The sequence below is a fragment of the Flavobacterium sp. LHD-80 genome (genome assembly GCF_030929605.1).
In the GTDB taxonomy this organism is placed as follows: Bacteria; Bacteroidota; Bacteroidia; order Flavobacteriales; family Flavobacteriaceae; genus Flavobacterium.
In genome coordinates this window covers 21,388-36,724 of the sequence record NZ_JAVFVS010000013.1, presented here as the reverse complement: position 1 = coordinate 36,724, position 15,337 = coordinate 21,388, and the positions used below count along the sequence as shown (strand labels likewise).

Genomic DNA, 15,337 nt, shown 5'->3' with positions numbered 1-15,337 from the left:
TAATGAATTTTAGATGTCTGTTTTTCAGATAATTAAAAAATTCAGATCTAAATCCTAAAATTTTTAAAGAAAATGGCAAAAATTAAGCACAACAATTTTATCGATACAGTGGATACTGTTTTTTCAAGTGCAAAAGAAAAAGGCATATTGCACCTTTATGCACAAGGAGAAAGTCTTAATGGCAGAAACATTCAAATTAATGGAAAAGAAATGCTCCATTTTGGCACTACAGGATATCTTGGTCTTGAACAGGACCAAAGACTCAAAGAGGCAGCGATAATTGCTATCAATAATTATGGAACACAGTTTCCGCTTTCTAAAACCTATCTTTCCCATCCTTTATATGCTGAGCTGGAAAGCAAGATAGAACAAATGTACGGCATACCGCCAATTATAACCAAAAACAGCACCCTAGGGCATATGGCAATCATCCCTACACTTATAAGGGATGAAGATGCAGTAATTCTTGACCATCAAGCGCACTGGAGCGTGCAGAATGCTTGTCAACTCCTTAAACTTAGAGGAATCCCAGTAGAGATGATAAGGCATAACAATCTGGAAATGCTTGAAGACAAAATTCGGGCACTGAGTGGCAAATCAAACAAAATATGGTACATGGCGGACGGTGTTTATTCCATGTACGGCGATTATGCGCCAGTACAAGATCTATTGGAACTTACCCGAAAATATCCACAGCTGAGCCTGTATTTTGATGATGTCCACGGAATGAGCTGGAAAGGTAAAAATGGAACCGGTTTTATTTTTGATTCTATTGGACATATGGAAGAAAACATTGTTGTTGTGAGTACGCTTAGCAAGACTTTTGGCGCAAGCGGTGCCACATTTTTCTGCAGTGATCTCAAATTACGTGAAAAAATTAAAACTTTTGGGGGACCTCTAACCTTCTCCGCCCAACTTGAGCCAGCATCAGTTGCCGCCGCGATAGCATCCTGCGACATACATCTATCCAATGAAATTTACAAACTCCAGAATGAACTGGCAAAAAAAACAGCGCATTTCGTTGGCCTACTTTCAAAAACCAGTCTGCCACTGGTCTCTAATAACGATTCTCCAGTTTTCTTTATTGGAATGGGAACCCCTGCGACTGCCTATAATTTTACCAAGCGCCTCTTCTCAGAAGGTTTTTACCTCAATCTTGGTATATATCCGGCAGTGCCTATAAAAAATACCGGAATCCGTATCACTATATCAGCGCACAACCAGATCAATGACATAAGAGATCTTGCACTGGCAATGGATCACCACTTCCACAAAGCGGTTGAAGAAACCGCAAGTAGTGAGCATAAGATACGACAGGCTTTTAGAATGGATGTCAAAAGTGTTCTTCCAGCTGAAAAACAGCAGACTGAACTACATTTTGAAGAGACAACATCAATAAATAACATCAATAAGCAGGAATGGAACAAGCATCTTGGAATCCACAATATCTTTGACTGGGAAGGAATGCTGTATATTGAAAACACTTTCTCACATAATGAGGACCCTGCCAATAGATGGGATTTCTTTTATTATATAATCCGTGACCAGAATAAGAAAGTGGTTTTAATGACTTATTGTACACTTGGGATATGGAAAGATGATATGCTGGCTACAGAATCAGTGTCAAGGCAGCTTGAAGAAATTCGTAAAAAAGACCCCATGCATATGACTTCCAAAGTATTAAGTACAGGATCTCTGTTTACCGAAGGACAACACTGCTATATTGACGATAGCCATCCTCTGGCAGAGAAGTCAATGCGAATGCTATTGGAAAAACTAGAAGAAAAATACAATATGCTGCAGGCAGATATGCTGATTCTGCGTGATTTTGAACATGGATTTCACTGGGATGAAATAATCAGAAACCAAGGCTACTTGAGGATCGATATGCCGGAATCATGTGTTATTGAGCATAAGCATCTTAGTGAATATGAGAATTATGGTTCCATGCTTTCCTCCCGTTCCCGCCAGCATTTCAATCGAGAAATACTTAAGTATGAAAAATTCTATGATGTAGAAATAAAAGAAAGCCTCAATCAACAACAATTAAAAAAGGCTTACCAGCTGTACTGCAATGTAAAGGAACACAACATGGCTATAAATACCTTTACCTACAACAAAATAGTATTCGAAAATATGAACAACGGTTCTAACTGGGAGTTCATTATATTAAAGCTCAAGGATGCGGCTGCCGAGGATTTTATCGGGATAATGTTCTGCTACAAAAATTCCTCCACCGTATATGTGCCACAGCTTATCGGGATGGACTATATTACAGGAGATGGATACAATCTTTACAGACAGCTTCTGTACCAAACGATCAAAAGAGCTGGAGCACTTGAAGTTCCAAGGATCGATTTTGGGATATCGGCCACCTTTGAGAAGAAAAAACTTGGAGCCACAGTTATATCAAAAATTGCCTACGTACAGGCAAGAGATAACTATGCTATGGAACTCTTGCACACGCTTCAGAATGAAAATAAAGCTACACGCTGAGAAAATAATGCAATCTTAAATTTCCAATGAAAAGTGATATTTTAACTCTCTTGGGCTGATGCCCACGCTTTTCCTTGTTCTTAAAAATCTAAATTCTGTTGCCATGATAAGATCTACATGTGAGAACGCACTTCAGGTAATCCGCAAAGCGGAACAGGACTTCAGCTTAGATCCTGAACAAATTATTGAAAAATCCTACCACATGACTACCGTACTTAGAAACGTGCTTTCTACAGTCAAGAAAAATGTCATAGAAAAAGGATTCTCAGATGAAAATGAAGAAATTAATTTTTTTAAAACCGTAAAGCCTCAAATACTTGGAAAACTAATCTTTTACAATAAGGTTTTCAGAATTGAGGCGTCTTGCCCAGTTGTAAGCGGAAAAATGCATCACAAGCATTACTCCAATGAGCTTAACCTTTTAAAACAGGAATTCAAGGAGCAGTTTTACAATACTGATTTTTACCGCTACTATCGTACGGGAAGAACCGAATGGGATCATCACTTTTTTTGTCTTGGCAAAATTGACCTTCATGAAGGAGTCAAAAGTTTTGTTTTTGAAATTGATACAGAGTTTTCAACCTATTACGATTACAAGGTTTCACGCATAATCGCCAATGAACTTCTTTACAAGTATCTTCTGTCCAAAATTGAATCTGATAAAGATGAAACTATGCTTTTTGCTGAAGGTAAAGGCAACTCCAGAGATTTTTTCTGGACAGATTCAAAAAGCGCATTGATAGAGCTTATATATGCCCTGCATGCTTCTGGAAGCATTTCTCACGGAAAAGCAGGCATTCGAAAAATAAGCATGGTTTTCCAGTTGCTTTTCAGAATTCAGTTGGGTGACGTCCACCATGCCTTCCACAGAATGAAAGACAGGACAGAGAGTAAAAGTATTTTTCTGGATCAGCTTAAGTCTTCACTAAAGCAGCATATGGACAAAGAAATCTAACTTCAATGATGCGCCAATTAGTGCCAATGGGTATGCAATTGGCTAATGATATTTTACTGCATCTATAACTTTAGTTATCTACTCCAAGCCCTTTAAAATCATTGTTTTTTATGATTTTAAAATTGTTAAAATAATCATAAAATACAGTTTTACATTGGCAGGCATTGGCAGTGAAAACTTTCCATGCTCCCCAACTTTGCATTATCATACTGCATGAAGCAGAATAAACAGTACTAATGCAAAACAATTCATCATGAACTTAGACCGAATTGAATTCCTATCATGGATGGAACGAATTATTGAACGTTTTGACCTCCTAACTGAACACATTACCCAAGTTGATAAAAAACGTGCAAGTGTTGATGGAGAAGAACTTTTAGATAATCAGGATATTTTACAAATGCTAAAGATTAGCGGCCGTTCGCTTCAGCGATACAGATCATCCGGCAGACTCCCCTATTACACAATCAGCGGTAAAATATATTATAAACTCTCTGATGTTCATCAGTTCATCAGAGATAGTTTTACCGCCCGTATAGCAAAAACATAACGCTAGCGAGAGAAAAACAGAGCCACAGAATACCACTTACTATTCTATAGTGCCAGCAGCTTTTAATTTCGAATCACAATTTAAAACTGATTGTTATGAGCGAAAAAATAATGGACATAATAACATCTGCTGAACAATTATCGGATATCCTTCTGGTATTTGATAAAGAGAAAAAGAAAATTCAGGCAGTAACGGGAGTGGATCAAAATGGAAATCTGAAAACCGTGGACCCTACCAAAAAAAATCAGAATCAATTTATGAGGGTAGACAGACAGGGAGATTTATTTTCCAACTTCTTTTCTAATTTTTTCAGTCAGCTCCGCAATCCAACAAACTTCATGTTTTTCAAAGTCCCTTCACCATTGGCTCTTGACGCGGCGAAAGAATTGGAGAAACAAATTCTTAATCCAACTCCTGAGTTTGAAAAGGTAATGAAGGAGAATGAAATGAAAACACAAGAAATGAAAAATAATAAACAAGAAAATAAAAATAGTATGGAAACAACACAGACAAATCCGGAAACAAATGAATACAAATTCAAACCGGAACAGATTGATTGGGAAACATTAAATCATCTGGGATTAAGCAAAGAGAAACTTGAAAAAATGAACCTGCTGGATCCCTTACTAAAAGGATACAAGACTAACGAGCTTGTACCTGTTACCCTTAACCTTGGCACCGCAGTTACTCGAATGGATGCGCGTCTATCCCTTAGATCAAATGATGATGGAGAAATTGTGGCTATTATCCACGGCATCCGAAAAGCTCCGAACCTAAACTATCCTTTCTTTGGACACGAGTTTACTAAAGAAGATAAAGATAATCTTCTTCAGAACGGTAACATGGGCCGTGTCGTTAACTTGGTTAATCCAAGAACGGATGAAATCATGCCTTCTTTGATTAGTGTAGACAGGCTAACCAATGAGATAGTCGCACTAAAAACCGATTTTATTAAAATCCCTGAAGAAATTAAAGGATTAAAACTAAGCGATGAGCAAAAGCAGACCTTACAGGAAGGAAAACCAATTCATTTAGAAGGAATGATTTCCAAAAAAGGAACCTTGTTTGATGCAACAGTGCAATTCAATGCCGACAAACGTTTTGTAGAATTTCTCTTTGACAGAAATGAGCCTAACAAACAGTCACAAGTCACCGGGCAGAGCCAATCTCAAGAAGCGCCTAAAATCTTTAGGGATAAAGAACTGGATAACGAGCAATATCAAAAATTCAAAGATGGACAAACTGTTTATATAAGCGGACTGGTGGATAAAAAAGGAAAAGAATACAATGGTTATATCACCTTCGATAAGGAAACTAATAAAACTGATTTTTCTTTCCAGAATCCAGACAAACTAAAAGAACAAGTAAAACCTGCTGAAGCTCATAAAACACAAACGGCGGTCAACTCAGAAGGAAAAACTAATGAAGCAACCAAAAACAGCAATGAACCTTTGAAATCAGGACAGACAAATCCAGATAATAAAAAACAGCAGGAAGATTTCCAGGCGCCAGCCAAATCTAAGGGACGTAAAATGTAACATAAATGAAAACAGTTATAGCAGAAAAACCAAGTGTAGCAAGGGAAATAGCCACCCTTTTGGGAGCCATCGAAAAGAAAGAGGGCTACCTGTCAGGCAATGGCTATTTTGTTACATGGGCTTTTGGACATCTAATAGAATTAGGGATGCCGGAGGATTATGGCATTTGCAAATTTGGAAAAAAATCGCTGCCCATACTGCCTGATCCTTTTTTATTGACTCCCCGCAAAGAAAAAAAAGACAATACTTACACTGCCGATGCAAGCTCTCTGAAGCAGTTAAAAATAATTGGACAGCTCATTGAAAAAAGCAAAAAAATCATTGCAGCCACCGACGCCGGATGCGAAGGGGAATTGATATTCCGTTACATTTATCAATATCTGAACTGCAGCATTCCATTTGAAAGGTTATGGATCAGCTCCCTTACCCAAAAAGCTATAAAACAAGGCTTTGAAAACCTGAAACCCGGAAGTGATTTTGACGGTCTATATAAGGCCGCACTATCCAGAAGCCGTGCTGACTGGCTCATAGGAATTAATGCTTCCCAAGCACTTACTATTGCCGCAGGTGATGGCAATTATTCCCTGGGAAGAGTACAGACACCTATCCTGGCTTTAATATGCAGACGATATCTGGAAAGCAAAGCATTTTCAGTGCAGAAATATTGGCAGCTGCAGTTATTGCATACCAAGGAATTCATAGATTTTAAAAGTCTTTCGAAAAACAAATGGGAAGATAAAAAATCTGCAGAACATGCCTTGAAATGTATCGAAAGAAACGGAAATACTGCTATTATCACATCGGTTGAAAACAAAAAACTGACCGAGAAGCCGCCTTTGCTCTTTGACCTGACTGGTCTGCAGAAGGAAGCCAATAAAAAACTGAACTTTTCAGCTGAAGAAACCCTAAACATCGCACAGGGCCTGTATGAAAAGAAATTTATTACCTATCCGCGCACCGCAAGTAAATACATTCCAGAGGATATGTGGGAAGAAATATCCACCATCCTACGAGCTATGCAGAAAACAGGAAGGTGGAACCAGGCTTTAAATGGAGTTAAATGGGGCTATTTAAACAAAAGTATCATTAACGACCTGCGTATTACAGACCATCATGGCCTTCTCATTACAGAAAAAATGCCATTTGCTTTATCTGCAAAAGAAAATGCCCTATACAATATGATTGCCCAGAGAATACTTGAAGCAATATCGCAGGATTGTATCAAAGAGATCACTGCCGTTTCATTACAGATTCTTCATTATGAATTTACCCTGAAAGGCTCTAAAATCATAGAAACAGGCTGGCGCATGGTCAAAGGCAATTTTTCTGATGATGCAACTGAAACTCTGCAGATACTCCCAGAACTTAAAAAGGATAATGAACTTAAAATAAAAAATGCGTGCAGTCTTGAAAAAACAAGCTCACCGCCTATGCTATATACCGAAGCGGATCTTTTATCGGCAATGGAAACTGCCACAAAACAGGGCAAAGATCAACAGGAGGGCAAGGTATTACAAAATACAGGCATCGGTACGCCTTCCACAAGAGCAGCTGTTATAGAAATACTCTTTGCCCGCAATTACATTGAGAGGCAAAAGAAATACCTGGTACCAACCCAAAAAGGATTGCAGGTGTTCGAACTGGTAAAAGACAAAAAGATTTCTGATGTCTCAATGACCGCTGAGTGGGAAGAAGAACTGCTGAAAATTGAAAAGGGCAAAGCTGATGCCGCAGATTTCCAAAATAGAATGGAAAAATATGCAGTCTTTATTACGGACGAACTACTTCAAACTTCGGTCGCGAAGACCAATCTTCCTGACCTTTTGTGTCCTAAATGCAATAAAAAACAATTAATAATCACAAGCAAAATTGTCAAGTGCCCAAATGACGCTTGCAGCTGGTTTCAATTCCGTAACGTATGCGGTGTACAGCTCAGCATATATGATATTGAAAGTCTTGTGAGCAGCGGTAAAACTCATCTTATTAAAGCCATGCAAAGTAAAACTGGAAAAAAGTTTGATGCTTATATAAAACTTAATAATAAGGCCGAAAGTTCTTTTGAATTTGAAAAATTCAAACTAAAGAATAAATAAGTAACAGTAATACACTAATTAAAATTGAGATAACAGTGAATATATACAAGTACAGCAATAAAAAACTGTAATTAAAAGAGTCCACTTTTCCAGAAAGATTATAAACGTTGGCAGGACACTCTAAATTCAATTATCGAATAACTAAATAACTAAATAAATCAAGTAAGATGAATATACAAAATAAAGAACTATCCTATTACAGGCTGAGGCTTCAAGAACTTTTAAATACAAGCTTTCCTGAAAAAGCGCACGATGTTCAATTTATTGACCAGCGTTCTTCTTGGGCAGCCAATGCTTATGAAGGGGCATTCATAGCAGGAAACCCTGCAGTTCAATGCGATGACATTGCGCTGCATATTCTCTTTGAAGGGCTGTACTTCTCAAGGTTTGATACAATCTTTCAGGTTGTCTGCAATGAATTCGATAGGAGAATGGCTGATGAGGAATTACGTCCATTTTCCCTAAAGATGCTAATTGTCTGCTCAGCAGTTTTCAGCAACTACAAATTAACAGATGACTTTGCCTACAGCGCGGACTTTGACCAGCTCTATACCGAACTGACCGGAACCATAGCCATCTGGATAGAAGAAAATGGCCTTCAATAAAAGACTACATCTCCAAGGCAATATTGAGGCACTGAGAATTGCTTTTAAACTGGAAAAGGAGAACAGAAAAGCCTCAACAGATGAAAGACTGCAAATGATGCAATACAGCGGATTTGGCGGTCTTAAATTTGTTTTGTACCCAGCTGAAAACTCTCTGGACATTAAGCATTGGAGAAAAACAGAACAGGAACTTTTCCCTCTGACCCAGAAACTGTACGAGCTGTTAAAAGAAAACGCAGCTGATCAAAAGCAGTACCAAAGTTATGTACAGAGCATGCAGAGTTCTGTACTTACAGCATTTTATACCCCTCCTCAGGTTATAGATGTCATAGCAGCTTCACTGCAGGAAAGTAGCCTAGATATCAAGAAATTTCTGGAACCCTCTGCCGGAATCGGCTCTTTTATCGAATCTTTTGCTAGTAAAAACCAATTACAGGCTGTGGCTTATGAAAAGGATCTGCTTACCGGCAGGATTTTAGAGCAGCTTTATCCAGATAGTGTAATTCGGATAAAAGGTTTTGAAAAAGTGCCAGAAAAAGAACAAAACGGCTATGATGTTATAGCCAGCAATATCCCGTTCGGAGATGCCTCCGTTTTTGACCTTTCGTATTCGAGAAGCAAAAATGAGGCAAGAGTGCAGGCTGCAAGAAGTGTACATAATTACTTTTTTCTTAAGGGAATCGATATGATCCGTGATGGTGGCATACTGGCTTTTATAACTTCACAAGGAGTCGTGAACAGCCCGAAAAATGAGAGTATCCGCAGGGCGCTTATGCAGGATAACAATTTAGTTTCAGCAATCAGGCTGCCTAACAACCTGTTTACCGAGTATGCTGGTACACAAGTGGGCAGCGATTTGATCATACTGCAGAAGAATACACAAAAGAAAAACCTGACCCTAGACGAAGAACTGTTTTGCCAAAGTCTAATTCACGACAATACTGCCGGAAATGCTTTGTTTGACGGCAACAAAAGAATCATACATACTAGCAGTACGCTAGGCACCGATCCCTATGGAAGGACGGCAATGATCTATAACCATCAGGACGGCGTACAGGGAATTGCTAAAGACTTAAAAAGAATGCTAGTAGAAGACCTTACAAATCATCTGGATTTAGGATTGTACAGAGATAAGAGAGATGAAAAGCTTTCGCTTCCTGAAAACACGTCGTCTGATTCTCAAAAATTACTAAATACTAAACCAGCTGCATCGGTATTGACAACAGAAACCCAAGACAATAATTCTGCTAGAAAACAAGAAAAGCAATTGAGCCTTTTTGATATATTTGAAGACCTTGGAGAAATAATTACATCACCTCCATCTGATAAAACTAAAAAACAAACCTTTAAAAAAAGCAGAAATATCGGCAAAAAGCAACCGGATCTCTTCAGTGGTTTGAAACAAGTTGATACTCTAAACAAATCTGACTCTTACAACAGAGAGAATACACAAAGCAATAAAAGCAAGCTGGTTATTACCGGTGACCTATTTTCAGGTTTGGGAGCAGACGATCAGACTGAAACAATTTACCAAAACGGAACTATCCCCCAGCCTGCAATTTATTCCAAAGCAAAGCAGTCTTTTTACCGAAGCGGCTGCCTTGCTATGGATCATGGATGGGTAGGCTATCTCAAAGATTCTGAGGACAACAACAGCCAGATGATTTTCCACCCTTTAAAGCTTCCAGTATTACAGAAAGCAAGAACCGAGGCGTATATTAATCTCAGAGATTCTTATCTGGATCTCTATCAGAAAGAGGCAAAGCTGCAGACACTACATACTGAGGAAAGGGAAAACCTAAACAGACTATACGATGTTTTTGTAAAAAATTACGGCAGACTCAACAGCTCAGAAAATATCAAGCTCATTAAAACCGACAGTTCAGGAAAAGAAATCCCTTATCTGGAGCGTATTATCGGCGGTGTGGTACATAAGGCTGATATATTCGACCATCCCGTTAGTTTCTCCATTACTGAACTCACAGCAGGCAATCCTGATGAAGCGCTAGCTGCATCACTGAACAAATACGGCAATGTTGATTTGGACTACATGTCCAGAATAAGCGGTATGAACGAGCACGATTTGAAAGAAGCGCTGATGGGGCAAATTTTTTATAATCCTATTGAAAAACATTACGAAATAGCCGAAAGATGGATAGCAGGAAATGTAGTTGAAAAATCCCAGCAGCTAAAATCTTATTTTGAAAGGAATTCTTATACTGGGGAATCCAAGGCAAGCCTTACTGCACTGGAAGAAGCCCAGCCTCGACGCATCGAATTTGAAGAACTCGACTTTAACCTTGGCGAGCGGTGGATTCCTACCGGCATTTATGCTGATTTCGCTTCGCATTTATTTGATTCAGATGTACGTGTCCACTTCTCTGAGGACAGCGACGATTTTAATATTAACTGCAATGTTAAAAACGTGCACATACGCGATAAATACGCAGTCAAATCCGATAGCCACACTTATGATGGAATAGCACTGCTCAAGCACGCGCTGGTCAACACCACACCGGAGATAACCAAGAAAATTACAATTGATGATAAGGAAATAAAAGTTCGTGATATGGAGGCCATACAGATGGCAAATACCAAAATTGATGAGATCCGTACTGCTTTTACCGATTGGCTTCATGCGCAAGATGAAGAGTTTAAAAAACAGCTGACCGATCAGTACAACAACACTTTTAACTGCTTTGTCCGCCCAAGGTATAATGGCGGTCATCAGGATTTCCCGGGACTTGACAGAAAAGCCTTAGACATCGAAGACCTTTACTCCAGCCAGAAAGACGCAGTGTGGATGATAAAACTAAATGGTGGCGCAATCTGCGATCATGAAGTAGGCGCTGGTAAAACGCTCATTATGTGCAGCGCGGCGCAGGAAATGAAACGGCTGGGAATGGTGCATAAGCCCATGATTATGGGACTTAAGGCCAATGTACATGAAATTGCTGAAACTTACAGGACCGCTTATCCGCATGCAAAAATACTATACCCTGGAAAAGAAGATTTTACACTTCAAAAACGCCACAGAATTTTTGGAGATATTAAAAATAACGATTGGGACTGTGTAATACTCACCCACGACCAGTTCGGGATGATACCGCAGTCCCCTGAAATACAGAAACAGATACTGCAGGCTGAGCTTGATTCTGTTCAGGACAACCTTTCAGCCTTAGAGGCACAAGGCAGTGAAATATCAAGAGGAATGCTCAAAGGTGTGATTCTTAGAAAACAGAACCTTGAAGTAAAACTTAAAACCCTGGAGCACGATATTGAAAACCGCAAAGATGATGTTGTAGACTTTAAGATGATGGGCATTGATCATTTACTGGTAGATGAAAGTCATCGTTTTAAAAACCTGATGTTTAATACCCGTCATGAGCGGGTTGCCGGTCTGGGCAATATGTCAGGAAGCCAGAAGGCAATAAACCTGCTTTTTGCCATTCGCACCATTCAGGAGCGAACGGGAAAGGATCTGGGCGCAACTTTTCTGTCGGGCACTACCATAAGCAATTCACTCACTGAACTCTACCTGCTCTTTAAATACCTGCGTCCTCAGGCGTTAGAGAAACAAGGGATCCATTGTTTTGATGCCTGGGCAGCTATTTATGCCAGAAAAACAACGGACTATGAATTTTCGGTGGCCAATAATATAGTGCAGAAAGAACGATTCCGTTACTTTATAAAAGTGCCTGAGCTGGCGCAGTTTTATTCCGAAATCACAGACTATCGCACTGCCAGGGATATCGGTATTGACCGTCCGGAAAAAAATGAGATCCTTTACAACATAACACCTACACCCCAACAGGAAGCCTTTATTAAAAACCTTATGGAATTTGCAAGAACAGGCAATGCGGCTCTACTTGGACGGGCTCCTTTATCGCAGAGTGAAGAAAAAGCCAAAATGCTAATTGCAACAGATTATGCCCGTAAAATGTCATTGGATCTTCGGATGGTAAGCAGTAAATATGATGACCATCCTGATAATAAAGCATCACACTGCGCGGCTAATATAGCCAAATACCACAGCAGATTTAAGGCACAAAAAGGAACACAGTTTGTATTTTCGGACTTAGGAACTTATAAACCTGATGCGTGGAATGTGTATTCGGAAATCAAACGCAAACTGGTGCAGGACCACGGCATCCCAGTTCCCGAAATACGATTTATACAGGAAGCTAAAAATGATAAACAGCGCAGGGAACTCATAAATGGTATGAATGACGGCAGGATTCGAATATTGTTCGGCTCTACTGATATGCTTGGTACGGGCGTAAATGCACAAAAACGAGCAGTTGCCGTACATCACCTCGATACGCCGTGGCGGCCAAGTGATCTCGCCCAGCGCGATGGCAGGGCTATTCGTAAAGGCAATGAGATAGCCAAGTTTTTTGCAGCTAACAACGTCGATGTGATTATTTATGCTGTAGAGAAATCCCTGGACAGTTATAAATTCAACCTTCTTTACAATAAACAGCTTTTCATAAACCAGCTCAAGAACAACACCCTAGGCAAGCGTACCATTGATGAAGGAAGCATGGATGAAAAATCGGGGATGAACTTCTCAGAATACGTTGCCATACTATCTGGCAATACGGATCTTTTGGAAAAAGCAAAACTTGAAAAACAGGTTGCCGGACTCGAAAGCGAGAAACAAGCCTTCAACCGTTCCAAGTACGGCTCTAAATATAAATTGGAAGATATTAAAGCATCACTTGGCTCTTCCCAAACTCGTCTGCAGCGTATAAGCCTTGACTGGGAAAACTTAAAGAAACGACTTCAGAAGCTTCCTGACGGAACTATTGTAAATCAGCTTCAGCTTGACGGACTTCCAATAAACTCTGATTTTAAACAAATGGGAACCAAACTGAACCAACTTGCCGAGTTATCCCAAACAGCAGGCCAATACCAAGAAATCGGAACCCTTTATGGTTTTATTGCATTGGTCAAAACTGAAATATCGGAAAAAGAGGATATTGATTTAAAATTCAACCGTTTTTTTGTTCAGGGCGACGGCAATATCAAGTACACTTACAACAATGGTATAATGGCTAAAGATCCCCAAACAGCGGCTCTTAATTTTCTCAATGCATTGGAAAAACTTCCAAGATATATCAAAGAGGAAGAAAAGAAAATTTCAGAAATGCAAAGGGATCTTCCTGTGCTTGAGGAGCTAGTAAGATCCAGCTGGTCTAAAGAGAGCAGACTAAGCGAACTAAAAACAGAATTGGCTGCCATTGAAAGAAAGATACAGTCATCAATTACTGCTGAAAGTAAAGAGCAACTCAATGAAGAAAAAGCTATTAAAATTGATGATGATCAGGTGCAAGAAAAATTTACTATAAAATGGAAAAGCCCTCATTAATGAGGGCTTTTCCATTTTATTTATTTCATTTTTTCTATTTAATAGGCATAGATATCGTCTAGATCATGTATGACAAATTCAGGCTTATATGCTTTATCTATAGGGTTGTCAAAAAGTAAAAATGCGGGTATGCTTAATGGTTTTACATATTCTAAATCCTGATGATTTTTGAGGTTTACTTCCCTTATTTCCATCAGTAATCTGCCTAATGCATTCTTCCCCTTTAGTTCATCTTTATTTACGGGCATTGCTCCCCATGTACTGTCCTTAGTTGAGAACTCAACAATAGTACTGTTTCCTGTACTCAAGAGAATCTCAGAAAATTTATCAAAATTCTGAATAAGTTTTATCTGTAAACACCAGCGCATTACATCAAACTTCACTGTCTCCCAATCCTGTCTGGTAAATTGATTATATTTTCGGCTGATCTCTTTTGCATCCATTGGATTGGTCTGGGAAATGATTTCTTCCTGAATCATTGGAAATAATGGAAACCTGCACGCCTGATATAGAATTTCAGAATTTGCAATATTAGTTTCATTTACAAATATAGAATAGCCAGGAGCCATATTCGAAAGACCTCCAAATCTGCCAGTAGTTTTACTAAAAGTAATTACTTCATTCTTGTTGTATATTCTTTCACTAATTTTCATAATACAAATTAAAACAATTTTATTATACTAACCTCTATTTGCAACAGGAAATAACGGAATCCAATCGTGGCCAGCTACTCCCCACCAAAACACAAGCGGGCTGTTATTAGGAATATTTCTCCAAGTAAAAAAATGTGTCCCCAGCCCAAATGTTTTGTAACTCGGATTTATTAATCCTAACGGTCTTATATTGGGTTTTATTTCATTTTGGATCATTTCGATAATTGATATTCCTTTCTGCAATATAATATTTTCGTAACGAATCCTGTTTTCAGCAGATGTAAAAAAACTTTCCGCAGCAGGCTGATTAGACTTTCTATATGCATAATCCTCATACTTGGGTGCTTCTAAATTTGCCAGATATGATTTGACATTGGTAGGCTGTTCATCAGTTGGGAAAGCAACATTTAAAGACTGATTATTCCATTTAGCATGATTCTCTATACGATAATTCCAATACCAAAATATTTTTCTATCAATCTTATCCTCAAATTCTTTCATCAATCTAAACTTCTGAAAAGAATGTCCCCAGTTATGAAGACAAAATAAATTAATTGACAATTTATAATTATCGTTTAAGATATTATCTGAATTACTCACACCTTCCGAATTAGTTTCTTTCAGCCAAGTTACCAAATGGTTACCTATTGTACTCCCGGATGCTAAAATATCATCCAAGTAAATAAAATTAATTTTGGGATAAGTTTTATATTTTACATATGACTCGTCGTATTTTTCATTCAGCAGCGTTTCGAGTATGCTTAAAATTGCAGGCTGGCTCTTATGAGGCAGCTGCAGATCTAAAAACTCAGTATCAATTAAAAATTGAGATATATTATTATATTTAAAATCTTTCAGCAGAGCTTGAATATGCTGATCAACATATTCCTTTGCTTTTTCCTTTGACACATAAACCTTCGGTATTATCTCACTGATTTCATTAAGCACAAATTCAGCATCTTCATTAAACTGTTTTCCCCAATTGATAATATAGTCGCTGTCTAAAAAAATCCCGTCATCATTTCTATAATCTTTAATAGTTTCTAATATCTTATCCGCAATTTCTTTCATCAATT

Annotated in this window: 9 protein-coding genes; 7 read left to right on the top strand and 2 right to left on the bottom strand. The window is 38.6% G+C overall.

From position 1 onward, the window contains the following. Nucleotides 1–72 precede the first annotated feature (72 nt). From RB619_RS19055 to RB619_RS19025, 7 genes are all read left to right on the top strand, one after another. A complete protein-coding gene (locus RB619_RS19055) occupies nucleotides 73–2,496 on the top strand; it encodes an aminotransferase class I/II-fold pyridoxal phosphate-dependent enzyme (RefSeq protein WP_308100470.1) in 2,424 nt (807 codons plus the stop codon). A 106-nt stretch (nucleotides 2,497–2,602) separates the two neighbouring features. After that, nucleotides 2,603–3,451 (top strand): RteC domain-containing protein, encoded by an 849-nt coding sequence (locus RB619_RS19050; protein WP_374119738.1) that lies wholly within the window; start codon nucleotides 2,603–2,605, stop codon nucleotides 3,449–3,451. Nucleotides 3,452–3,704: 253 nt separating this feature from the next. After that, on the top strand, nucleotides 3,705–4,001 hold the full coding sequence (locus RB619_RS19045) for a helix-turn-helix domain-containing protein (RefSeq protein WP_119790821.1): 297 nt from the start codon (nucleotides 3,705–3,707) through the stop codon (nucleotides 3,999–4,001). Between the two features lie 95 nt (nucleotides 4,002–4,096). After that, nucleotides 4,097–5,539, top strand: coding sequence for a DUF3945 domain-containing protein (locus RB619_RS19040; protein ID WP_308100465.1), 1,443 nt, complete (start codon nucleotides 4,097–4,099; stop codon nucleotides 5,537–5,539). A gap of 5 nt (nucleotides 5,540–5,544) precedes the next feature. Beyond that, the gene (locus RB619_RS19035; protein WP_308100463.1) at nucleotides 5,545–7,632 is read left to right on the top strand and encodes a DNA topoisomerase; all 2,088 of its coding nucleotides are present in this window, start codon (nucleotides 5,545–5,547) and stop codon (nucleotides 7,630–7,632) included. A gap of 167 nt (nucleotides 7,633–7,799) precedes the next feature. Further along, nucleotides 7,800–8,237, top strand: a complete 438-nt coding sequence (locus tag RB619_RS19030; protein WP_308070921.1) for a DUF1896 domain-containing protein — start codon at nucleotides 7,800–7,802, stop codon at nucleotides 8,235–8,237. Beyond that, a complete protein-coding gene (locus RB619_RS19025) occupies nucleotides 8,224–13,608 on the top strand; it encodes an N-6 DNA methylase (RefSeq protein ID WP_308100461.1) in 5,385 nt (1,794 codons plus the stop codon). The genes RB619_RS19030 and RB619_RS19025 overlap by 14 nt, the downstream gene beginning before the upstream one ends. Before the next feature lie 38 nt (nucleotides 13,609–13,646). Here the strand turns inward: RB619_RS19025 and RB619_RS19020 are convergent, their stop codons facing one another. Next, complete coding sequence (locus RB619_RS19020; RefSeq protein ID WP_119790813.1) at nucleotides 13,647–14,261, bottom strand: NADAR family protein; 615 nt, start codon at nucleotides 14,259–14,261, stop codon at nucleotides 13,647–13,649. Nucleotides 14,262–14,288: 27 nt separating this feature from the next. Next, nucleotides 14,289–15,332 (bottom strand): hypothetical protein, encoded by a 1,044-nt coding sequence (locus RB619_RS19015; protein WP_308070922.1) that lies wholly within the window; start codon nucleotides 15,330–15,332, stop codon nucleotides 14,289–14,291. Nucleotides 15,333–15,337: the final 5 nt, after the last annotated feature.

Bases quoted from the DNA above. Each gene is read 5' to 3' on its own strand.
- RB619_RS19040 (WP_308100465.1), top strand. From the start codon at position 4,097: ATGAGCGAAAAAATAATGGACATAATAACATCTGCTGAACAATTATCG.
- RB619_RS19025 (WP_308100461.1), top strand. From the start codon at position 8,224: ATGGCCTTCAATAAAAGACTACATCTCCAAGGCAATATTGAGGCACTG.
- RB619_RS19035 (WP_308100463.1), top strand. From the start codon at position 5,545: ATGAAAACAGTTATAGCAGAAAAACCAAGTGTAGCAAGGGAAATAGCC.
- RB619_RS19015 (WP_308070922.1), bottom strand. From the start codon at position 15,332: ATGAAAGAAATTGCGGATAAGATATTAGAAACTATTAAAGATTATAGA.
- RB619_RS19020 (WP_119790813.1), bottom strand. From the start codon at position 14,261: ATGAAAATTAGTGAAAGAATATACAACAAGAATGAAGTAATTACTTTT.
- RB619_RS19045 (WP_119790821.1), top strand. From the start codon at position 3,705: ATGAACTTAGACCGAATTGAATTCCTATCATGGATGGAACGAATTATT.
- RB619_RS19055 (WP_308100470.1), top strand. From the start codon at position 73: ATGGCAAAAATTAAGCACAACAATTTTATCGATACAGTGGATACTGTT.
- RB619_RS19030 (WP_308070921.1), top strand. From the start codon at position 7,800: ATGAATATACAAAATAAAGAACTATCCTATTACAGGCTGAGGCTTCAA.